Raw genomic sequence first — 22,054 nt, 5'->3', positions numbered from 1 at the left:
TCCACTTCGAACAAGATTCCATGACTGTCCCGTTTTTCGTTCCTGCCCGGCTGGCGCCTGGGCTTCTGCTGTGCCTGGCCTTGCTGATGCAGACTGGCACGGCCGCCGCCTGCGAACGGCGCTATCCCGAAGCCAATAAAGATGACCGCACCCGCCACGTCGCCCTGTCGGCACGCTGGCCGGATGCACAGATCCTGCAGAACCTGCGGCTGCAGATCGACCGGGCCGAGGTCAAGCAGACCGAAGGCAAGGAGTCGCTCAAGACGGAGTATGGCTATTTCGGGCGCTCGGTCGTGATCACGCGCTCGGCAAAGGATGGGGTCGAGGTGCAGTTGCTCGAAAAAGGCCGGGACAAGCTGGTGTGGAAGCTGGGTAGCTGCTGAGCGGCGCGACCTTGCAGGAACTTGCGTTTTGTCATCGGCTAAGCGCAAATTAGTGAATACAGTCAAGAAGTTCGGTGCCCGTTCAGACGCACTCAACCGACTTCAGGACGACTGCGATGACCCACCTGCAAGCCTTGCTGGAAACTCATCAATTCACCCGCCTGCTGCGTTTGTCGTTCCCGAGAAACGACGGCCCGCAAGCAAAACTGATGGTGAACCGCTTCGTCGGCTCGGAGTACGTGTCGCGCGACTTCGAATTCAGGGTAGAACTCCTGAGCGACGACGCCGGGATCGAACTCGAGGCAATGCACGGCAAGCTGCTGTGCGTCTCGCTGGTGCAGGCTGACGGGAGCCTGCGTCCATTCACCGGTTATGTTGCCTCGTTCACGCTGGTCAAGACCGACGGCGGCGTGGCTTTCTATGAAGCCGTCCTGAAGCCATGGCTGGCGTACACCCGCCTGCGCCGGAACAACCGCTTGTTCCATGCGCAAACCCTGCGCGAACAGGCGGAGACCATCTTTGCCGGCTACCGCCGCCTGCCCGAGTGGGAATGGAAAGTCGCTGGCGAGCAGCCGCAGCTCACGATGTCCACGCAATGGGACGAGACCGATCACAATTACCTGTGCCGGCGCTGGGAGGCGGCAGGCTACAGCTATTGGTACGAGCACAGCGACGAAGGCCATACGCTCAGGGTCTGCGACGACACCCGCGCCGCGGCGCCGATCGACGGGCCAGGGCCCGGCATCCGCTTCCACCGCGCCGACGGCGCGATCGAGGACGACGCGATCGGCGACTGGAGTCCAGCGCGCCGGTGGGCGTCCGGCCAAGCGGCGGTGAGCGGCTTCGACTTCAAGAATCCGCGCCCGGTACACGCGGACATCGTCACCATCAACGAGCAAGGCAGTATTCCACAGCTGGAAGTGCACAGCTACGAGGGGCACTATGGCTTCAGGCACCAGTCCGGCGCCGACCAGCTTGCACGCCTGCGCATGGAAGAAATCGAAGCCCTCGGCAAGCTGGTCGAAGCGCGAGGCAACAACCGTCGCGTTGCCGCAGGCAGGTCATTCAGGCTGCTCGGCCATTTCAGCCAAGGCGAGAACAGCGAATTCCTGATCGTGGAAGTGCATCACGACGCGAGCAACAATTACCTGCAGGGCAAGGACACGGTCGCCGAGTACAAGAATCGCCTGCTCTGCCATGACAAGTCCGTGCCCTGGCGGCCGGGACGCGGCTTCGACAGCGTGGACACCAGACTGCTGGCCCTGCAGACCGCCACCGTCGTGGGTCCGGAAGGCCAAGGAAGTTTGAACGTCGACCAATACGGCCGCATCCAGGTCAAGTTTCACTGGGATCGAAATGAGAGCGGCAGTTGCTGGGTACGGGTAAGCAGCAACTGGGCCGGCGGCCAGAATGGCTTGACCAGCCATCCGCGGGTGGGATCGGAAGTGATCGTGCAATGGCTGGACGGTAATCCCGACCATCCGATCGTGACCGGGTCCGTGTACAACCAGCAGTATATGCCGCCGTGGAAGCTGCCCGAACAGCGGGCGCTGATGGGACTCAGGAGCCGTGAGCTGACCGCCGAGGGCGGCAACACGCCCGGCGGACGCAGCAACCATCTGGTGCTGGATGACACGCAGGGGAAGATCCAGGCCCAGCTGAGGAGCGACCATCTCGCCAGCCAGCTCAGCCTCGGCCATATCAACCGCATCGAAGACAATGCCGGCCGCAAGGGCGCGCGCGGCCAGGGCTTCGAGTTGCGCACCGACGGCGTCGGTGCGGTCCGCGCGCAGCAAGGCCTGCTGCTCAGCACCGAAGAACGGCCCAACGCCCGCGCCCACATCACCGACATGGAAGAAACCCTGGCGCGCATGGCGCAGGGGCAGGAATTGCACGACAGCCTGTCCCAGTCGGCGCAGCAGGCGCAGGCGCACCAGCCCGGCGACCAGGACCAGGTCGTCGTCGCGCTGCGCGAGCAGGTCGAGGCGATCAGAGGCCAGGGCGGCTCGCCGGAGCAAGGCGAATTCCCGGAATTCAAGGCTCCCCACTTGACCTTGTCCAGCCCCGCTGGCATCGAAACCAGCACGCAGGGTTCCACCCACCTGATAAGCGTGGAGCACACCGCCCTGTCTAGCGGCGGACATGCCAGCCTGAGCGCAGGCAAGAGCCTGCTCGTCAGCGTCAAGGACGCGGTGCGGATGTTTGCCTACAAGGCCGGCATGAAGCTGGTGGCGGCCAGCGCCGACATCGACATCACCGCCCTGAAGGACAGCGTCAACATCCTGGCCAAGCTCAACATCACCCATACCGCCAACCGGATCACGATCACGGCCAAGGAAGAAGTAGTGATCAACGGCGGCACCAGCTTCAGCCGCTGGAACGCATCGGGGATCGTCCATGGCACCAGCGGCAAATGGGTCCAACACGCGGCGCATCACAGCTTCGAACCCGCCAAGAGCGAAGGCACGCCGAGCTTGCCGCAGCCCGTGCAGCTGGCGCCGGGGCAGCTCGACCTGGTTCACCAGTACGTGAGCCTCGAAGGCGGCAAGAAGCAAGGGATCCGGCAAGGCGACTACACCGTTGTCGACGCCGAAGGTGGCATCCATCAGGGGATGCTCGATGGCGACGGATTTGCCAGCGTGGCCGGCCTGCCGATGGGGATGGCAACGGTCAGCTACGGCAAGGACCCGCGCGACCCGTGGGATGAAGACAGTTATTTTGGCCAGGGAACCGAGTGGCCGACCGCGGCGCTGTCTAACGCCGGCGCCGATGCGGCGGCAGGCAGTATCAACGGAGCAGCCGGCAAGCTCGGCGCCGTTGCACAAGCCGCACAGCGAGCCGCAAGCGCGGTGCAGTCGCTGAAAAAAGATGGCGCGCAAGCACTGCTGGCGCCGGTCGCATCCACCCTCGGCTTGCCCGGATCGCTGCCGCGCACCGGTACGGAATCAGCCCCCGCGATGATGAAAAGTTTCGTCATATAGAAAGCCACCATGAGCGAATCCACGCCAGCCACGTCCAGGGCCGCCGAACGCGCGCCGGAAGTCGCAGTTGCACCGCTCAACACCATCGACCAGCAGGACGTAGGCGCCGCGGCCGCGGCATTCGACAAATGGCTGCGCAAGATCAGCCACGACTACGTCACGGTTTCGGTGACTACGGCTTCCATACAGCCGGGCTGAGAACACAGTGATGATTTCGAGCACATCGCTGGCAAGCTCCTCTTCGAAACTGGTATCCTCGCCCTGGTTGATGATGACCACCTCGACCTGTTTCGCCTGGCATAGCGCGAAGACGAGTTCTGCGCCGAAGCGAAGCAACCGGTCCTTGTGCGTCAGGACCAGGCGCCCTACCTCTCCTTCGACAATCCCTTCGAGCAGGCGTTTCAATCCCGGTTTGCGATAGTTCATGCCAGAGCCAAGATCGGCAATGATGTCGAATGTCCAGCCTTGGCTTGCACAGTACAATTCAAGCACCTGCTTTTGCCGCTCCAGATCTCTGNCAATCCCGGTTTGCGATAGTTCATGCCAGAGCCAAGATCGGCAATGATGTCGAATGTCCAGCCTTGGCTTGCACAGTACAATTCAAGCACCTGCTTTTGCCGCTCCAGATCTCTGCGTTGATCGTGACTCGATACCCGCGCATAGCTGACAGTCTTTCGAATTGCGGGCGTACTTTGCTTGATACCGGAGTGCAGCGCTGTCAGGTCATAGCGGCGCTGGCCGCCTTCTGTTCTCGCCGGAATAAGTCGACCGCTTGCCTCCCAGCGGCGTAAGGTGCTGGTCGAGACGCCTAGCGCTTCGGCAGCCATGCTGATCGAGACTAACTTGCTCATAATGCATATGACTGCATAAGGACGAACAAGTTTCCTCTAGCTGCTAAAAACCCCGCGCCTCACCGCTGCGCCTGGCCAAGCACGGCAGGCGCGCCCCTCGCCTGCCGGACAGACCTGTAACAGGTTCTTAGTGCAGCGCCCCTGCTGCCTCGCGGGTCATCACGATCTCGAGATATTCGGCTGGCGCCACCATCGAATCGGGCCCGGCCGTATTGAATCGGTCGATCAGGGCCAGCAGGTCTCGTTCGAGCGCATCGGCCGCCGGCGGCGGCAGGGCCGCGAAGGACCGGTTGAGCGGCCCGTAGTAATCTCGGAATACGTGCACCCAATGCGAGGGCGACGCGTAGCGGAAGTTGAACATCTTGCGCGTGATGCGCGCCTGCCGCGCGTCGGCGCCGAACAGCTGGCGCACATGGTCTTCGTTTCCCCACAATAGCGGCGACGCCAGCCCGGCCGGCGGCGGCATGTGCTTGCCGACCGTCTTGAACAGCTGGCCGATGAATCCCTCTGTCGTCCAGTTCGCCATGCCGATGCGGCCGCCGGGCCGCACCACGCGTCGCATCTCGGCCGCGGCGCGCGCCTGGTCGGGCGCGAACATGACCCCGAAGGTGGACAGGGCCACGTCGAAGCTGCCGTCCGGGAAGGGCAGCGCCTCGGCATCGGCTTCGCGGAAGTCGATCGCCAGCCCCTCGGCGGCAGCGCGCGCCCGGCCTTTATCCAGCAGCGCGGGCACGTAGTCGGTGGACGTGACGCGGGCGAAGCGGCGTGCCGCGGCCAGCGTGGCGTTGCCGTTGCCGGCGGCGATGTCGATGACGCGCTCGCCCGCGCGCACGTCGGCGGCCTCGGCGAGCAGTTCGCCGACGATCTGCAGGGTGACGCCGACGACGGCGAAGTCGCCGCTGGCCCAGGTGGCCTGCTGGCGCTGCTTGATCGCGGCGAGATCGGGACCAGGAGCACCGGGGCTGGCCGGTGACGACGAGGTGGGTTGGGCTGGATGGGTCATGATCGAACCTCCTGAAGCAGAGACGTTTTCAATATGACTGGGCACGCCGCCTTCCGGTTCGCCACTGCACCTTGTGCTTGCTCAATCCAGTAGCGGGAATTCGGTTGGCCGACTAAACTCCAACGACAAAGCAGGCAGCGCATGCTGCGTTGCCCCCGTGAGGAGCAAGTCAATGATACGCCGTTTAATTTCGCGTGGCATTGCTGCCATTGCCGCGTTGCTCATCCTTGCCATTGCCGTCATCGGCGCCGTGGCGCTTGCCGCCATGCCGTCGCTCTGGCCGGAGCGCGGTACGGCCGATACCGGCTTCGATCCACTGTTCGCAAGCACCTCCGGCGCCACCTGCGCCCCGACGCGCGCCGGCGCGCCGCCGCTGCTGGCGCACCTGGTGCAGGCCCAGGCCCAGAACCAGACCCAGCCCGAAACCCGTCCCTTCGCGCCCGGCCAGCAGGCGCCGGCCGGCCCGGGAGACAAGGCCGGCGCCAGGCCGGGAAAGGCCGCCCCGCCGCCCCTGTACGACAATCTCGGCAAGCTGCACGTGCCGGTCACCACCGCCAGCAAGCGCGCCCAGGCCTATTTCGACCAGGGTCTGCGCCTCACCTTCGCCTTCAACCACGCCGAGGCGGCGCGCGCCTTCCGCGCCGCACAAGACATCGACCCGGGTTGCGCCATGTGCTACTGGGGCGAGGCGCTGGTGCTGGGGCCGAACATCAACGCCCCCATGTTCCCCGACGCCGTCGCGCCGGCGGTGGCCGCCGCGGCCGAGGCCAGCCGCCTGGCGCCGCGCACCCGGCCCGAAGAACAGGCCGTGATCCGGGCCGTGGCGCGCCGCTACAGCGCCGATCCCGGCGCCGACCGGGCCGCGCTCGACAAGGCCTATGCCGATGCCATGGCCGAGGCCGCGCGCGACTTCCCCGGCCACGACACCATCCAGGTGCTGTACGCCGAGGCGCTGATGGACCTGTCGCCCTGGGACTACTGGGCGGCCGGCGGCGCCCAGCCCAAGAACCGCACCGCCGAGCTGGTCGCCGCACTCGAGAAAGTGCTGGCGCGCAATCCGACCCATGCCGGGGCCGCCCACTACTATATCCACGCGATGGAAGCCTCGACCCGGCCCGAGAAGGCGCTGCCCGCGGCGCGCGTGCTGGCGCAGCAGATCCCCGGCGCCGGCCACATCGTGCACATGCCTTCGCACATCTATTACCGGCTGGGCATGTACCGCGAAGCGCTGCGCTCGAACGTCCTGGCCGTCGCCACCGACGAGCGCTACTTCGCCGGCGCGGCCAGCGATCCCGTCTACCGGGGCGCCTATTACCCGCACAATATCCACTTCGTCATGGTGTCGGCCCTGATGGGCGGCGACGGCCGTACGGCGCTCGAGGCGGCGGGCAAGCTCGACAAGGTCATCACGCCCGACCTCCTGTCCGCCATCGGCGCGCTGCAGCCGGTCAAGTCGGCGCCCTATTTCGCGCATGTCCAGTTCAGCGATGCCGACACCCTGCTCGCCCTGCCCGATCCCGGCCCCGACTACGTCCTCGTGCAGGCGATGTGGCATTACACGCGCGCCGTCGGCCATGCGCGCAAGGGCGACTTCGATGCGGCCGCGCGCGAGGTCGCCGCGCTCGACAAGATCGAGAAGGACGGCGACTTCAAGGCGGTGAACGACTGGAATATCCCGGGCCGCGAGATCGTCCAGACCGCCCGCTCGGTGGCCCAGGCCCGCATCGCCGACGCGCGGGGCGACCTTCCGCGCGCCATCGGCGCCTACCGCAAGGCGATCGCGGTGCAGGATGCGCTGCCCTACATGGAACCGCCCTACTGGTACTACCCGGTGCGCCAGTCGCTTGGCGTGGCGCTCTTGCGCAGCGGACAGGGCGACGCGGCGGAAAAAGTCTTCCGCGATTCGCTGGCTCGCACTTCCAGCAATGGCTGGGCCTTGCGGGGCCTGATAGAGGTGTACCGCAAGCGGGGTGACGAAGCCGCCCTGGCGGCCGTGCAAAAGCAGTTCGCGACGACCTGGCTCGGAAAGCCCGAAGGACCGGCCCTGTCGGCGCTTTGACAGGCACCGCCGGTTGGCGGGCAGGCGCCTGGCCGCCATGCAGGCCGCATGCAAATCAGGCGACACAGCGATCCCGTTGTCATTTATGCTAGGAGCCCTGCCATCCACAAGAGGTTCCGATGATCGCCAAGCCTTCGTTCTTCACGGCGTGCGCCGCCCTGGTCCTGTCCGGCCTGTGCGCCGCTCCGGCACTGGCAGCGGCTAATGCCCGGCCACTGCAGCCGATCGAAACGCTCGTGGTGCCGCGCTATATGGGCATCTGGTACGAGATCGCAAAAATCCCGAACGATTTCCAAAAGAAATGTGTTGGTGATACCACCGCCACCTACAACCTGGGCGAGGATGGACGGGTGCAGGTGGTCAACCGCTGCCGTACTGCCGACGGCACGTCCGACGTGGCCGAGGGCGTGGCGCGCCAGCTCGGCGGCGCCAGCTCACCCAGGCTCAAGGTGCGCTTCGCACCGGCCATCCTGTCCTTCATCCCGATGGTATGGGGCGACTACTGGGTCATCGACCTCGACGACAAATACCAGCTGTCCGCCGTGAGCGAGCCCAAGCGCGAGTACCTGTGGATCCTGTCGCGCACGCCGCAGGTCGAGCCGGCCGCCTACGACGCCCTCCTCGCGCGTCTGTCGTCCCAGGGCCTCGACGTCTCCAGGCTGGTGCGCACGCCCCAGACCCAATTGCAACAGCCGGCGCAGTAAGAACCTGTCCCGTCAAGGGCAGAGATAAAGGCAGGCGACGGCATTGCTTTCGCGGCCGTGCGGGCGCCAGCACACTGGAAATCCCCGCTACCGTCCCCATCTTCAGAACAGCACGATTCCACACCCGCGCCAACCTTCCGTTGGCGTTGTTGCTTCTGAAAGAATGCATACCTTGCCAAGATTGTATGCCGGCGCCGCCGCGATCGCCGCCAGCCTGCTGGCGCCGCATGCCGCTGCACTGCCCGCGCCTGTCGACGACACCGACGCGCTGGCGGCACTGGTCAATGCCTACCGCGCCGCGCCTGGCGCCTGCGACGGCCGCCCAGCCGTGCCCACTGCCGCGCTCACCCCGCAAGCGGCACTGGCCCGACTGCGCATCGGCGCCGGCACATTCATCGAATCCGCACTGGAGCGCGCCGGCTACCCTGCCGAGCAGGCACAGGCCGTCTACGTCACCGGCCCGGAAGATGCCCGGGCCGCCCTGACCGTCCTAACGCAACAATATTGCAAGGTATTTCTGAGCGATGCGTTCTCCGCAATCGGCAGTTACCGCGAGGGCAACACCTGGACGGTGGTGCTGGCGCGCCCCTCCCCGCCGCTGCCCTCGAGCACCTATCCCGACTGGCGCGATGCCGGCCGCGAAATCCTGCTTGAAGTCAACGAGGCGCGCGCCAGCGCCCGCTCCTGCGGCGACCAGTCTTTCCCGCCGGCGCCGCCCCTGGCCTGGAACCCCGCACTGGGCGACGCCGCATTGGCCCATAGCCGCGACATGGCCACGCGCCGCTACTTCAGCCACCGCGCCAGGGATGGCAGCGAAGCCGCCGACCGCGCCGCGCGCGCCGGCTACGGCTGGCGCCGGGTGGGCGAAAACATTGCCTTCGGCCAGCGCTCACCGCGCGAGGCGGTGGAAGGCTGGCTCGACAGCCCGGGACACTGCGCCAACATCATGAACCGGGGCTTCACCGAGATGGGCGCCGCCTATGGCGTCACGCCGGAGCGCCAATCGGGCATCATCTACTGGACCCAGGTATTCGGCGCCCCACGTTGATCCAAACGGCCACACCCGCAAGAAGCATTCCCCGGTTGACCGCGTGGGCGGAAGACCCGCCCACCCCACAAGAACGCTGAACGGCATCGGCGAGGCCTGCCCCGCCTTCGTCCCGTCTTGCGTACCGTGTCGTGCCTCCCGCAAAAGCTGCTTGGGATAGACTGCCTCCCATCATCAACATCCGTCCGCGCCGCGCTGCGCCGGCACAGACCCATGCACCAGTCCCCACCACGGCTCGGCCTCGTCTGCATCACCGTCTCGAAGGACGTGCGCTACCGCGCGCTCACGCGCAAGCGCCTGCTCGAGCATGCCGAGGATGGCCAGCGCCGCTTACTGGAAGACATTTATCGCGACAATATCCAGACCCTGGACAATGCCCTGCGCTACTGCGAGCGCGAAGGCATCGCCCTGTACCGCATGCCGTCCTCGATCTTTCCGTTTTCCGACACGTCATTCGGGCTGGACATCCTGCAGCAGTTCAAGGAAACCCTGGGCCGCTCGGGGCGGCGCGCGATCGAGCGCGGCATCCGCCTGGTGATGCATCCCGACCAGTTCGTCGTGCTCAGTTCCGACTCGGAAGACGTGGTCGCCAACAGCGTCAAGATCCTTCAAATGCATGCCGACATCATGGACTTGCTGGACCAGCCGCGCTCGCCCTGGGCCCTGCTGGAAATCCATGGCGGCAAGGCCGACCGCGAAGACCAGCTGGTCGCACGCATCGCCGCATTGCCGGAGGCGATCCGCTGCCGCATCGGCCTGGAAAACGACGAATACGCCTATAGCGCCGACGAGATCCATGCGATCTGCGTGCGCGCCGGCGTGCCGATGGTGTTCGACGCCCACCACCACATCGTGCACGAAAAACTGGACAGCTATGAGCACCCGAGCGTGGCCGAGATGGTGGCCAGGGCGCGCGCCACCTGGCCCGACCCGGCCCACCAGCTGGTGCACATCTCGAACGGCCGCGAAGGCTTCGACGACCGCCAGCATTCAGACCTGATCGCGACCATGCCCTCGTCCTACCTCGCCGCGCCGTATATCGAGATCGAGGCCAAGCTCAAGGAAGAAGCGATCCGCGGCCTGGATGGCTGGTGCACGCGCTTCGCACCGGCATCACAGGTAGGGTTGGCGGCTACGCCGCCGACGCGGCGATAGTTGACGGCAAGATCATCCGGCGCGAATACGAAGCCGATAACGATCACCGCGTCGGCGGCATAGCCGCCAACCCTACCGGCTTGTCAGCGCTTCAAGCCACGGCACGAGCACATCGCACAGCGTCTCCGGCGCTTCGAGCGGGATCATGTGCCCGCTGTCCTCGATCAAGGCAAACTGCGCCCCCGCGATCGCGGCATGCATCTCGCGCACTTCGTCGAGGCTGCGCAAGCCGTCGTGCCCCGCTGCGATCACCAGCGTCGGACAACGGATTTCACCCAGCAGGTGCAGGTCGCCCGGCCGCTCGACCATCGACTGGTTGCGGAAAGCCTCGCCGCCCAGGCGCACGCCCATCATGCGCACGCGCTCGATCAGCGCCTCGTTGTCGCGCTCGCGCGGATGCAGCGAGCTGGCGATCGCCGTGCGGCTCAGGCCCGCGAATGACACCGACGGACTCGCCTTGACCACCGTGCGCTTGCGCAGCCGGACGGCGTCGGAATCGGGACGGGTCGAGGTGGCGATCAGCACCAGCGCGCGCACACGCCCGGGCGCCTGGCGCAGCATCTCGCGCGCCACATAACCGCCCATCGAAAAACCGACGAGGATGAAGGACGGCGGCGCCTCCGCCAGCGCGCGGCGCGCCAGGTCTTCGATGGTGGAGTCGTGACGCAGGTCGGCATGCGCCAGCGGCCCGAAGGGGGCCAGCCGCTCGCGCACGTCGTCCCACAGCGTCGCATCGAGCATATAGCCCGGAACCAGCAGGATAGTCATCGCGCCATCATAGCAAAGCGCGATGCCGGATGTGTCAGGCGGCAGCGGCGGCCTGCATGCGCGCCTGGAGCTCGGCATCCAGCTGCCTGATGTCTTCGGCGACGCGCCCGGCAATCGGCGCCGCCAGGCGCGTGCCGCGCTCGCTGTCCCAGGCGATCTGCTCGGACGTCGCATAGATGCTCGACAGGATGGCATGCGCCGACATCGAAGCCAGCACCGGACGCAGCGCATAGTCGAGCGCCAGCAGGTGCGACTGGCTGCCGCCGGTCGCCAGCGGCAGCACCACCTTGCCGTGCAGGCCGTCCTGCGGCAGCAGGTCGAGGAACAGCTTGAGCATGCCGGTGTAGGCCGCCTTGTAGATCGGCGTGGCCACCACCAGCGCGTCGGCCTCGGCCACCAGCGCCAGCGCGCGCGCCAAGCCGGGGGCATTCGCATCCATGCGCAGCAGATCCGGCCCGGGCAGCTCGCGCACCTCGAGGCGCGTCGTGCGCCAGCCGTGGACGGCGAGTTTTTCTCCGACGTGCAGCAGCAGGCGGCTGCAGGACGATTGCGACGACGGGCTACCGCCCAGCAGGATGACGCTCATGGGAATTCCGATCTGGATGACGATCGCCACAGCGTACGGCGCATGCGCGCTGAACCCAACGAATCGTTTCACTCATCGATATTCGTTGGCCGTTTAAAGTCTTCGCGCATGTTCATGAAACATGCGATCCAGCTGCCGGCTCAGGTATTACGCATCTGCGCCTGAGACACATTGCTGCCCGGCGGGACGCTCTGGGTCAGCCAGACATTGCCGCCGATGGTCGAGCCGGCGCCGATGGTGATGCGGCCCAGGATGGTGGCGCCGGCGTAGATGACGACGTCGTCCTCGACGATCGGATGGCGCGGCGTGCCCTTGACCAGGGCCCCGCTGTCGTCGACCGGGAAGCGCTTGGCGCCCAGGGTCACGGCCTGGTACAGGCGCACGCGCTCGCCCAGGATCGCGGTTTCGCCGATCACGACACCGGTGCCGTGGTCGATGAAGAAGCTGCCGCCGATCTGGGCGCCGGGATGGATGTCGATCCCGGTGAGCGAGTGGCCGATGTCGGCCGCGACCCGCGCCAGGAACGGCACGTTCAGGCGGTGGAGGCAGTGCGCGATGCGGTGGTAGAGGATGGCGATGGTGCCGGGATAGCACAGCATGATCTCGGCCACCGAAGTTGCGGCCGGGTCGCCCGCCAGCGCGGCCTGCACGTCGGACACCAGCAGCGCGCGGATGGCGGGCAGGCTGGCCGCGAACTCGCGCGTGATAGCGCGGGCGCGCTCGGCCAGCTCGGCATCTTCGGTCTGGTCGTCGTCGGCGGAAAAATCAGGCGAAAAGCGCAGCGCGCGCCGTACCTGCTCGGCCAGGCGGTCGAGCGCGACATTGAGGGTGTCGGCGACAAAGTAGTCGATACTCTCGGCATTCAGGTCGGGACGACCGTAATGCGTCGGGAACAGGGCGGCGGAGACGCCGTCCACGATCTGGCGCACGACCTCGCGCGACGGCAGCTCGCGCACCCTGCCCTGGTGCCGGATATTGTGAGTGGATTCGCGCGAGGTGCGCAAGGCGTCGATGACGGGACCGAGGTGCCACTGCACCGACCCGCCCTGGTGGAAAAATTCGCTGTTCATGTGCCGAGCCTATACGTTTCGTTTTTCGATGCCTACGATTTTATTTGCATTTTGATATGCGTGTTTTGATGCGCTTGCATCCGGCATGCCGCCAACGGTCGAACTTGCCCCGCAGCAGTTTCTAAGGCAACATCAAGCACCGACACCTTCCTGTAATGACACGACCATGAACCTGCCCTCCCACCAGCTCAGCATGACGGTGCTGATGACGCCCGACACCGCCAATTTTTCCGGCAACGTGCACGGCGGCACCATCCTGAAACTGCTCGACCAGGTCGCCTACGCCTGCGCCAGCCGCTATGCCGGCCGCTATGTGGTGACGATGAGCGTCGACCAGGTGACCTTCCGCCAGCCGATCCACGTGGGCGAGCTGGTGACCTTCCTGGCGGCGGTGAACTACACCGGCCGCAGCTCGATGGAAATCGGGATCAAGGTGATCGCCGAGGACATCCGCAGCAAGGTGGTGCGCCACGTGAACAGCTGCTTCTTCACGATGGTGGCGGTGGGCGACGACAAGAAGCCGGCGGCGATCCCGCCGCTGGAACCGTCGACGCCAGACGAGTTGCGCCGTTTCGAGGAAGCCAAGGGCCGGCGCGAGTCGCGCCTGGCGCTGGAACGGGACCACGCGCAGCGGATCTCGGCCAAGGGGTAGGCATCGGCGCGGCGGGATTGTTTATCCTGCGCAAACGCTGCTATAATTGCGGGCTCTTGGCCTGGTAGCTCAGTTGGTAGAGCAGAGGATTGAAAATCCTTGTGTCGGTGGTTCGATTCCGCCCCGGGCCACCAAGAATTCAGCATTGCGAAAGTAGTGCAAACAAAAACGCCACCTTCGGGTGGCGTTTTTGTTTTCTGCGTCGACACGTGCATTGAGTGATTTCTGGTGCGCCGGGAAAAACAGAGTTCGTGGTACTTTAAAAATCAGGTAAGGCCTGCCGAGCATCGAACGCGCAGGCCATGGCGGTAGCCCCTGCCAAACTTGATATCCACTGGAGTAAGCATGTCGAAACAAGCAGGCAACGGTGATGAGGACGCAACCAGGCGCCAGACGGTCGCAGAGTTCAAGCAGGCGGTGAACATGACGCCAGCCCAACTGGAGAAGTGGCTCGACACCGACGATTCCCGACGTGTCGGCCAGAAGCACGGCAATGCCGAATCGACCGGGCACCAGTCCGGACGCCGCATCGTCGAACTGTTGCACCGGCACGCCCAGGACTTGACTGCGGCAGACATCGCGCACATGCGCAAAGTGGTCGGGTACATCCACCGACACCTGGCACAGGGGCCTACCAAGAGCGATCCGGCATCGAGCGATTGGCGCTATTCACTGATGAACTGGGGCCACGATCCTGAAAAAAAGGCAAAGGATTGAACATCCTTGTGCCAGTGGTTCGATTCCGCCCCGGGCCACCAAGAACATCGTCCACGAAACGCCAACCGTCACCGGTTGGCGTTTTTGTTTTTCGGCCCGATCGCTGTTGGGTCCAGTCTATCTAGATGCCGAAAGCCTTCAGGCTCGCATCGACCAGCACCTCCAGCGGATTACGCCTTTGCCCATCCGGGCGTGCATTGCGCGGCACCTCCTCGTACAGGTAATAAGCATCCTGTCCATTGAACTTATCGTGGAACAGCGACTGCCTGCCTCTCAGGTAAGGAATGAACGGATCGGCACGGACAGTGGCGTACATGGCATTGGTGCTGAAACCCAGGGTCGCATCCTGGCTGATCGTCCGACCATTCGACGCGCTCTCCAGCCTTACGCCACGACAGCCCTTGACGATGAGCGTCACTGGTCCTTCGAATGCGAGGTAGCGCAACTGGAGCGTTAGCCATGCATGGAGGGTACCCACGCGCCAGTGGCTGCGAATGTTCGGACGCTGGCCGGCCTTGTGGATGATCCCGACAAGCCCTCTGGGCTGGAGCATGACGGCCTCGCCGGGAGCGATCTCCACAAGGGCAACTTCATCCAGTGCGTCGACGGTGGACGACACGACGATATCGGCGGCTTGTGTAGTACGGAGTCGCTTCAACATCCATAGATGCGCAGCGAAGCTTGTGATCCAGTGGCGCCAGTCGAATAGCAACTTCTCGTGGTGTTCACGCCGGCGCCCTGGCTTTGGCAGTATTCCGGACGGATCAGCATTTCATGATCAGGCGCTAACGTTAGCGTCTGCGACACCGCGGAGATCGCCGAGCCTTCACGCGCCAGGCGCTGGTTCGAAGGCGCTAACGTAGCCGCACTGCCTTCCTGCGGACAAATCACGATCGGAGGCCTGCGCGCCGCTTGCGGCGCCAGCACGAAATAGAAGAATGTACGGATGGCTACCGGAACCAGCCACCAGCCGATCATCACAGCCAGGGCAAGCGGCAGTACTGGACGCACCGCCTGATACGCCTGGAAGAGATGGTTCTGCTCCGCCAGGCGCTCGGCCTCGAGAACCCGGTCATGCAGCGGAGAGACGGCTTCTTCAAGCTGCCGCTCGATCACCTGGAACCGGTTCATCGCGCCGGGAAGCGATAGCTTGTCCAGGATTGCCTTCTGCGCGAGATAATCCTTGTACGCCCGGCTATTCGCGGCTTTGCCGACCTTTACATCCTCTTTCAGCTTTTCTGCCTGCTGGTGCCATTTTGTGAAGGGGATCTTCACCAGCAAACCCGCAGCCGCTTCGATGTCGGCCAGTTGCCGCTGTGTGCTTCCGAGATCTTCATGGATTCGCACATGCGCCAGACGGAGTTTCTCGAGCTTTTCACGCGCAGCCTGTCGGTTACCCAGTACGACGGCGTGCGCGCGCAATGCACTCAGATGATCCCTCGCCTGGCGTCGCAGTTCGATGTCGACTCCACGTACAGCTTTCTGCCGCAGCTCTTCCACTATCCAGTCAGCGCTTTTCAAGGCGCCAGACGGCAGGGACACATGATTCTGTTCGCGTTGCAGACGGGTGATTTCGGTGTCGAGAGCACGAATCTCCACATCGAGCTGCTGAACGGTCGCCCTGGACAGGCGCTCGACCCGCCGGGCCGTGTCGTGCGCCAGTGCGGCCTGATGATTGCTCACTTCCGCTCGAGCGATTCGCAACGCCGGTAAATCGTTGATAACGCTTTGAACATCCACCCACTCGCTCCGGAGTGATTTGCCGGAGAAGATAATGAGCACAATAAAAGCGAATAAAAACAGCTGACGTCGAACGAACCGGATCGCAACTAAAAGAAAATGACCCACGAGAAAACCACCGAACGTTAGAAGCCTGCAAAAAAGGGGACGGGTCGGCTCCACATACCTGCCGACCCGCGCGAGGCCGCTCACTACACCTTACTTGTCCGGCGCATTCATTTCTTTTCCCTGAATTCGCCCTCGATCACCGAGTCATCGTCGTGCTGACGAGGATGTCGGCCACCAGCGAAGTTGAACGCGGACGCTGACATCCGATCGACGATAGCGCGCCTCATCCAGGGGTATGCAAGAAGAAAAGCCATGGCGAACCCTGTGAACAGTACGGACACGTAGTCGCCTCGCCATACGAAGTGCAACGAGCACAGTGCAAGAATGCCCGCGATCAGTGGTCGACGGACCGGTTTGGGCAACAAGCCAATAATGCGCAGCTTGCCTTCGCGTATCCAGGGGAATCTCGCAAACAGACCGCCAAGAAGCAGCCCGGCCACGAACCGGCCCGTGCCAAGATAATCGGCCAATACGCCGATGACCAGGAAGCCGGTGTAGGTCAGCATACCGGCCAACGCTACCAGCACTGATAAGGCAACAGCGATTACCAGCCTTGGCCTGGCGATGGCCGCCGTGAATAAAAAACGCAGAATTTTGTGGTCCCCTGCAAATGAACGCCGAGCGTCGATTGCAGAGTTTAACAGCCATCTGCGGTGCCTACTCTCCAAACGGCTTCCCCCGAAGCGTCGAATACACATCATCGAAGACTTGCAGCAGGTCGAGCGCCGGCACCGGGCCGGGCTAATCGGATCGTCCAGGCGCTGCACCTGCCCGGCCGCGCCACGAAATGCAGGCCAGTGCGGCAAGCCCTTGCCATTCAGATCGCCAGCAGCGGCAAAACGCACCCAGTACACGCGTACCTGACACGTCAGTCCGCCGGCATGCCGTCCTTTTCCCATCGATCGAACTCGGCCTTGACCGCGTCCCGGGTCTTCAGGCTGATGTCCGGCAGGCTCCCGCCGAGCATGTCTTGCGCTTCCTGGAAGCCTTTTTCGACCGCGGCGCGAATCGACTCCATCCTGGACGGATCGGCGCCGATCATCGCCCTGGCAAAGCCCAGGATGCGTTCGGCGGTTTTTTCCACACTGTATTCGCCGCCATCCGCGATGGCCGCCTTCGCGGCCTCGATGGAGGCCGGATCGGCGCTCAATCGCTGCTCTCCGGCCGCCACCTTGGCAAGATTGAGACCCTGCTGCTCGACCAGTGGCCGGATCAAATCGATGACCGCTTGCGCCTTGCGCTCGGACTCTTCGATCATGCTTGCAAGGTCGGACTGCGTGATCTTGCTGCTGCCGGGGCTGCCGGGGCCGCCATACGTCAGCGGCTGAGACGGCTGCGGCTTGCCGCCCAGGGTGACTTTATCCTGGGCCGGGGCAGCCGCTTCTTCGCGCACATCGGCGCTTGCCGGCTTCACCCTGGTGACAGGGAGCGCCGCCCCCTGCGGCGACACGCCCGCGATACTCATGCTCATGGCCGCTTCCTCATTGGTTGATGACAATAAGGATATCGGGCGGCATCACGAAAACTTAAGCGTTTCCCCGTTTCGCCATGTCAAGGTACTGCCGGATAGGTGTACGTGGAGCCGATGCCCAGCGGCAGCCCCAGTGCCCAGAAGCCGAGCAGGAACAAGGTCCACAGCACGATCAGGCTGAGCGAATAGGGCAGCATCAGCGCGATAAGGGTCCCGATGCCCGTCGACTGCACGTATTTGCGGCAAAAGACGATGATCAGGGGGAAGTACGGCAGCAGGGGCGTGATGATATTGGTCGAGGAGTCGCCCACCCGGTAGGCCGCCTGCGTCATGTCCGGCGAGACGCCGAGTTCCATCAGCATCGGCACCATCACCGCCGCGATCAGGGCCCATTTGGCGGACGCCGAGCCGATGAACAGGTTGACCGTGGCCGACAGGATCACGATGCCGGCCATCGTGACGCCCAGCGGGAACGCCATCTCCCTGAGCCACAGCGCACCTTTGAGCGCGATCAGGGCGCCCAGGTTCGATTGCCCGAAGGCATAGATGAACTGCGCGCAGAAGAAGGCCATGACGATGTAGTAACCCATGCCGCTCATGGCATGGCTCATGCCCTTGACGATGTCGCGGTGGTTCTTCGCGGTGCCGGCGACATAGCCGTAGACCACGCCGGGAATCAGGAAGAAGATGAAAATCAGCGCGACGATCGACTGCATCAGCGGCGCCGACGAATGGGTCAGCTCGCGCGTGTCCGGCGCGCGCCAGGCCGAACCTTCGGGCATGAACGACAGGATCAGCAAAGCCAGGCTGAGAAGCATCGCGATGCCGGCCCAGCGCAGGCCCTTGATCTCGTTCGGCTGCAGCGGCTCCATCTTGGGCAGGCCGGCAGGGTCGCCGTCGACCGGTGATTTCTTCAGCCGCGGCTCGATGACCTTGTCGGTCAGGAACCAGCCGACCAGGATCACCAGGAAAGTCGACGCGGTCGTGAAATAGTAGTTGTTGAGCGGGTTGATCACGATCGAGGCGGCGGCCGGATCGGACGACAGCCGGGCGGCGACCTGGGTCAGGCCGGCCAGCAGCGGGTCCAGGCTGGAAGGTACGAAGAAGGTGCACGAAAAACCGCCCGAGACGCCGGCGAAGGCGGCCGCGATGCCGGCCAGCGGATGGCGCCCGGCCGCATAGAAGATGACGGCGCCTAGCGGGATGACCAGCACATAGCCGGCATCGACAGCGATATGGCTCAGGATGCCGACGCCGATCAACACCGGGGTCAGCAGGAACATCGGCGTCACCGCCAGGATCTTGCGCAGCCCGGCGTTGATGAAGCCCGTGTATTCGGCCACGCCCAGTCCCAGCATCGCCACCAGCACGACGCCCAGCGGAGGGAAGGTGACGAAGGTATTGACCATCTTCGCCATGAAATCGGTCAGCGCGGTCGGCGCCAGCAGGTTGCGGATCTCGAGGGCCTGGCCGGTGCGCGGATCGATATCGTCGAAGACCAGGCCGGACATCGCCCAGGACGTGGCCCAGACCACGGCCAGCAGCAGGGCGAACAGGATCGCCGGATCGGGCAGCCTGTTGCCGGCCACCTCGATGAAGTTCAGGATGCGGTTCAAGCCGCGCGGTGGAGAGCCAGTGGTTGGTGCAGTCATCTTTGCCTTTGCTTGACAGGGACTTCGAAAAGTTCGATGTGTTGCAGCGGCAAGTTGACGTCAATACATCGACTGCGCCGGCCTGCTGTTGTCGCCGAGGCACATATTACGCAGAAGCCGCGCTGTCGAAAAGCTTATTGATGAGCAAATACGCCATCCACGAACAGGCGTATTGACGGAGGGACCGCAGTGTTTACGCTGGTGTCAGGAGCGGCCGCGCTCACCTGTCCCCTGCGCCTGCGCCATCCCGAGCGCGGGCAAGGTAACGGTAAGAAAAGAAGATATCTGGCCGATCAGGTCGGCGGCCTGCTGGCGCACCTGCTGCATCTGCAGCACCGACAGCTCCGCCTGGCGCACCGCCTGCTGGATCAGCGTGCGGCGCTGCACCAGCGCATCCACCAGGACCGCATCCGGCGCATCTTCGACCAGCGTCGACACGACGGCCAGCGCCAGCAGGTGCAGGCCCAACTCGTGGGCCGACGCTTCCAGCTCGCGCATGGCGCCCTCGCTGTCGGCCAATAGCTGCACCAGTTGCGCGCGGGACGAGGTCAGCAGCGGCCGGTACTCGGCCGGCGAGGTCGGCCGCCGAAACAGCCTGCCGAACATGCCTGGCGATCCCCTGGTGGTCTCGAGCGCCGCCTCGAGCTGCGCCGGCACGCCCATCTGCGTGAACTTCAGCACCAGGTCGGTGATGGGCTGCAGCAGGGCGGCCTGCTCCATCAGCGGCGCCTCGGCCCACTCGGTGACCAGCGCCAGCCGGACCGGCAGGATGCGGCGAAACAGCGTGGCCAGGCGCTGCTCGGACCGCGCGAACTGGGCCGGATAGCCGGCGTGGGCGGTGGCAAGCGCATCGCGCACCGCCGGGTGGTCTTCGCTGTCGAACAGCGGCCTGGCCACGGTCTTCCTGGTCAGGGCCGACGCGGCCGGCGCCGCGGGAACGTCGTCGAAGTCGAATGCACGCGGCCCGGCCGAACCGCCAGGCGGTTCGGAGGACGGCGCCGGCTCGTCGCCGAAGTCGAAGGCCTTGGGAGTCATCTGGCTACCTGCAGGTGCCCGGCGTCGCTCGGGACAGGGCTGCGCGATGGCGCGCGGCGCCGCTCAGACGGTGCCGCCGAGCTTGCGGATGAAGGTCGCCAGGTTCAGCTTGAAGCCGGCGCCGACGGCCTGGAAACGCCATTCTCCCTCCCTGCGGTACAGCGAGCCGAATTGCAATGCGGTCTTGTCCGAATAGTCTTCGTTCAGGTTGTATTCGGCGATCGTTTCGCCGGTCTCGTCGTTGTACACCTTCACGTAGGCGCCGGACACGCTGCCGAAGTTCTGCTTGCGGATTTCGGCGTCGTGGATGGTCACCACGATCGGCATTTCCATGACCTCCGGATCGACCCGGGCCAGGTCGACGGTGATGACTTCATCGTCGCCATCCTTGTCGCCCGTGCGGTTGTCGCCCGAGTGCACCACCGCGCCATCCGGCGAGGTCGTGTGGTTGTAGTAGACGAAGTGGGCGTTGCTGATCATGACCGGATGGTCGTCCGCGTCCTTGCGGCACAAGAACACCGACGAATCGAGGTCGAAGGCGTGGCCAGCGGCCGCATTGACCTTCCATCCGAGGCCGATCCGAACGCGCTTCAAGCCCGGTGCGGATTTTTCGAGGTTGATGCGGTGGCCAGTCTGGAGCGTCGTCGACATGAGCTTTCCTTGTAGATGGGTTGATTATTGTCGCTGGAATGCACGCCCGGATCAACGGGCGCCCGCGTCTTTACGGCGCGCCCGGCGAGAACCTGGCGATCAGCTCGCGCTCCAGCTCCTGCAGCTTCGGCAGCTCGTCACGGCGGCGCTGCTGGCCCTCGTTCGAGATCTGTTCGAGCTTGTCGAAGGCGGTGACCAGCTGGGTCTGGACGTGCTGGGCCGTCTCGAGGCTGACGATCGAGCGCTGCTTGGCGCGCGCCACCGTCTCGGTATTTTCCAGCAGCATGTCGGCCTGGGCGCGGAATGCCGCGTCGGTGGCGTCGTAGGCGGCATTGGCGACCGCCGCGCTCTGCTTGGCCTCCAGTTGCAGCAGGTAGAGCGAGAATACATTGCGCCAGGCCGGGATCGAGACATTGACGATGTCGGTGAAGGTGTCGGTCAGCGCGCGCGCATTGTCTTGCGACAGGCGGATCTGCGGCACCATCTGCGTGGCCATCAGCATGGCGCGGCGCAGGTCGTCGATGCGCTTTTCGAGGCGCTCGAGACGGCGCCTGAGTTCTGTCGCCTGCTGCGCCTCGAAGGCATTTGCCGCCGCCCCTTGCTGGGCCACTGCCTGCCGCAGCCGCTCGGCCCAGGCTTCGCCTTTCTTGACGTCGGCATCCAGGCCCTGGTAGTAGATTTCGAGGCCCTTGTACATCTCGTCGAAATCATGGATGCGGCCCCGGTGCACGTTTGCGTGGCGCGTCATCTCGGAGACCAGGGTGTCCATGCGCGATTCGACCACCTGGTATTGCGACAGCATCTTTTCCTTGACCGAGCCGAACATGTTCGTCACGCGCGACAGCAGCCCGCCGGAGCGCAGCTTGGCCGGGTCCAGGCCCTTCGAGGTGGCGATCAGTTCGTTCAGTTGCGTGCCGAATACGTCCGCGTCCGACGCGCGTACCGTGCCCAGCAACTTGGCCGAGACCTTCGCCACGCCCGGGCCGGCGGCGCTGCCCAGCGTCTCGATGGCCTTGTCGTCGATGCCGGAGATGTCGACGCGGACCACCGGGGCCGCAGTCGCTTCCGCTTCCGGACGCAATGCCGGCAGCGCGTCCGGCGCGCGGGCGGGGTCCAGCAGGGGCGGCAGCCCGGCAGCGGGCATCACGGGCGTTGTGGGCGCGGGGGATGCGGCGTTCGCTTCCTCGTCGGAGGAGAACAGCGGTTTCATAGGATTCCCTCAAGTGGAGTGGCAACGACAATAGCTTACCACCGGACAATCGGGCGCAGAGCGTTTCAGGATGGTCAACACATTGCCGATTCACGCGCGCCGCTTCTGATACCATCGTTCCCTGGAAAATAAAGTTTGCTCCTACCCATGATGGCGCTGCCGATCCCACAAGGTGACGCCGCGCTTCCCTACCCCAGCATGAAGTCGCAA

General features: G+C 64.6%; 21 protein-coding genes, 1 tRNA gene and 1 pseudogene. 9 read left to right on the top strand and 14 right to left on the bottom strand.

The window, feature by feature from the left end; genetic code table 11:
- Window positions 1-20 precede the first annotated feature (20 nt).
- Together Q9246_RS04360 and Q9246_RS04355 are read left to right on the top strand one after the other, a co-directional pair.
- Complete coding sequence (locus Q9246_RS04360; protein WP_306395721.1) at window positions 21-383, top strand: hypothetical protein; 363 nt, start codon at window positions 21-23, stop codon at window positions 381-383.
- A gap of 116 nt (window positions 384-499) precedes the next feature.
- Window positions 500-3,364 (top strand): type VI secretion system Vgr family protein, encoded by a 2,865-nt coding sequence (locus Q9246_RS04355; protein ID WP_306395720.1) that lies wholly within the window; start codon window positions 500-502, stop codon window positions 3,362-3,364.
- Window positions 3,365-3,514: 150 nt separating this feature from the next.
- Here the strand turns inward: Q9246_RS04355 and Q9246_RS04350 are convergent.
- From Q9246_RS04350 to Q9246_RS04340, 3 genes and pseudogenes are all read right to left on the bottom strand, one after another.
- Window positions 3,515-3,877 (bottom strand): annotated as a pseudogene (locus tag Q9246_RS04350) (IS607 family transposase); the annotation flags it as partial.
- Window positions 3,787-4,191, bottom strand: a complete 405-nt coding sequence (locus tag Q9246_RS04345) for a MerR family DNA-binding transcriptional regulator (protein WP_306398074.1) — start codon at window positions 4,189-4,191, stop codon at window positions 3,787-3,789. The gene Q9246_RS04345 and the pseudogene Q9246_RS04350, both read right to left, overlap by 91 nt.
- A 151-nt stretch (window positions 4,192-4,342) precedes the next feature.
- Complete coding sequence (locus Q9246_RS04340) at window positions 4,343-5,218, bottom strand: class I SAM-dependent methyltransferase (protein ID WP_306395718.1); 876 nt, start codon at window positions 5,216-5,218, stop codon at window positions 4,343-4,345.
- Between the two features lie 217 nt (window positions 5,219-5,435).
- Between Q9246_RS04340 and Q9246_RS04335 the strand changes: the two genes are divergently transcribed.
- The 4 genes from Q9246_RS04335 to uvsE all read left to right on the top strand — a co-directional run bounded on the left by Q9246_RS04335 (window position 5,436) and on the right by uvsE (window position 10,184).
- On the top strand, window positions 5,436-7,277 hold the full coding sequence (locus Q9246_RS04335) for a tetratricopeptide repeat protein (protein WP_306395717.1): 1,842 nt from the start codon (window positions 5,436-5,438) through the stop codon (window positions 7,275-7,277).
- A gap of 119 nt (window positions 7,278-7,396) precedes the next feature.
- Entirely contained in the window at window positions 7,397-7,981 is a 585-nt protein-coding gene (locus Q9246_RS04330; protein ID WP_306395716.1) for a lipocalin family protein, read from the top strand.
- 163 nt (window positions 7,982-8,144) lie between these two features.
- Complete coding sequence (locus Q9246_RS04325) at window positions 8,145-9,029, top strand: CAP domain-containing protein (RefSeq protein ID WP_422802351.1); 885 nt, start codon at window positions 8,145-8,147, stop codon at window positions 9,027-9,029.
- 213 nt (window positions 9,030-9,242) lie between these two features.
- Window positions 9,243-10,184 (top strand): UV DNA damage repair endonuclease UvsE, encoded by a 942-nt coding sequence (gene uvsE / locus Q9246_RS04320; protein WP_306395713.1) that lies wholly within the window; start codon window positions 9,243-9,245, stop codon window positions 10,182-10,184.
- Window positions 10,185-10,256: 72 nt separating this feature from the next.
- Here the strand turns inward: uvsE and Q9246_RS04315 are convergent, their stop codons facing one another.
- The 3 genes from Q9246_RS04315 to epsC all read right to left on the bottom strand — a co-directional run bounded on the left by Q9246_RS04315 (window position 10,257) and on the right by epsC (window position 12,608).
- Window positions 10,257-10,952, bottom strand: coding sequence for an alpha/beta fold hydrolase (locus tag Q9246_RS04315; protein ID WP_306395711.1), 696 nt, complete (start codon window positions 10,950-10,952; stop codon window positions 10,257-10,259).
- Between the two features lie 34 nt (window positions 10,953-10,986).
- Window positions 10,987-11,538 carry an NADPH-dependent FMN reductase gene (ssuE, locus tag Q9246_RS04310; protein ID WP_306395710.1) on the bottom strand — a complete coding sequence of 184 codons (552 nt, stop codon included), beginning with the start codon at window positions 11,536-11,538 and terminating at the stop codon, window positions 10,987-10,989.
- A 140-nt stretch (window positions 11,539-11,678) separates the two neighbouring features.
- The gene (epsC, locus tag Q9246_RS04305; RefSeq protein ID WP_306395708.1) at window positions 11,679-12,608 is read right to left on the bottom strand and encodes a serine O-acetyltransferase EpsC; all 930 of its coding nucleotides are present in this window, start codon (window positions 12,606-12,608) and stop codon (window positions 11,679-11,681) included.
- Window positions 12,609-12,774: 166 nt separating this feature from the next.
- On the opposite strand from epsC, the gene Q9246_RS04300 reads away from it, so the two are divergent.
- The 3 genes from Q9246_RS04300 (at window position 12,775) to Q9246_RS04290 (ending at window position 13,977) form a co-directional block, all read left to right on the top strand.
- Window positions 12,775-13,260, top strand: coding sequence for an acyl-CoA thioesterase (locus Q9246_RS04300; protein WP_306395706.1), 486 nt, complete (start codon window positions 12,775-12,777; stop codon window positions 13,258-13,260).
- Between the two features lie 58 nt (window positions 13,261-13,318).
- A tRNA-Phe gene (locus Q9246_RS04295) sits at window positions 13,319-13,394 on the top strand.
- 211 nt (window positions 13,395-13,605) lie between these two features.
- Complete coding sequence (locus Q9246_RS04290) at window positions 13,606-13,977, top strand: DUF3140 domain-containing protein (protein WP_306395705.1); 372 nt, start codon at window positions 13,606-13,608, stop codon at window positions 13,975-13,977.
- A gap of 121 nt (window positions 13,978-14,098) precedes the next feature.
- On the opposite strand, the gene Q9246_RS04285 is transcribed toward Q9246_RS04290, so the two are convergent.
- The 8 genes from Q9246_RS04285 to Q9246_RS04250 form a co-directional block, all read right to left on the bottom strand.
- Window positions 14,099-14,638: a hypothetical protein gene (locus Q9246_RS04285; RefSeq protein WP_306395704.1), complete on the bottom strand. Its 540-nt coding sequence runs from the start codon at window positions 14,636-14,638 to the stop codon at window positions 14,099-14,101.
- Complete coding sequence (locus Q9246_RS04280) at window positions 14,632-15,909, bottom strand: hypothetical protein (RefSeq protein ID WP_306395703.1); 1,278 nt, start codon at window positions 15,907-15,909, stop codon at window positions 14,632-14,634. Before Q9246_RS04280 ends, Q9246_RS04285 begins: the two co-directional genes overlap by 7 nt.
- A 23-nt stretch (window positions 15,910-15,932) precedes the next feature.
- A complete protein-coding gene (locus Q9246_RS04275; protein ID WP_306395702.1) occupies window positions 15,933-16,679 on the bottom strand; it encodes an FxsA family protein in 747 nt (248 codons plus the stop codon).
- Window positions 16,680-16,693: 14 nt separating this feature from the next.
- A complete protein-coding gene (locus Q9246_RS04270; RefSeq protein WP_306395700.1) occupies window positions 16,694-17,296 on the bottom strand; it encodes a DUF5610 domain-containing protein in 603 nt (200 codons plus the stop codon).
- A gap of 80 nt (window positions 17,297-17,376) precedes the next feature.
- Window positions 17,377-18,948 (bottom strand): AbgT family transporter, encoded by a 1,572-nt coding sequence (locus Q9246_RS04265; RefSeq protein ID WP_306395699.1) that lies wholly within the window; start codon window positions 18,946-18,948, stop codon window positions 17,377-17,379.
- Between the two features lie 204 nt (window positions 18,949-19,152).
- Entirely contained in the window at window positions 19,153-19,983 is an 831-nt protein-coding gene (locus Q9246_RS04260; RefSeq protein WP_306395698.1) for a hypothetical protein, read from the bottom strand.
- A 63-nt stretch (window positions 19,984-20,046) separates the two neighbouring features.
- Window positions 20,047-20,634 carry a TerD family protein gene (locus Q9246_RS04255; protein ID WP_306395697.1) on the bottom strand — a complete coding sequence of 196 codons (588 nt, stop codon included), beginning with the start codon at window positions 20,632-20,634 and terminating at the stop codon, window positions 20,047-20,049.
- 70 nt (window positions 20,635-20,704) lie between these two features.
- On the bottom strand, window positions 20,705-21,844 hold the full coding sequence (locus Q9246_RS04250; protein ID WP_306395696.1) for a toxic anion resistance protein: 1,140 nt from the start codon (window positions 21,842-21,844) through the stop codon (window positions 20,705-20,707).
- Between the last annotated feature and the right edge of the window lie 210 nt (window positions 21,845-22,054).

It is taken from the genome of Telluria beijingensis (genome assembly GCF_030770395.1).
In the GTDB taxonomy this organism is placed as follows: domain Bacteria; phylum Pseudomonadota; class Gammaproteobacteria; order Burkholderiales; family Burkholderiaceae_D; genus Telluria; species Telluria beijingensis.
This window is presented reverse-complemented; position numbering and strand designations above follow the sequence as displayed.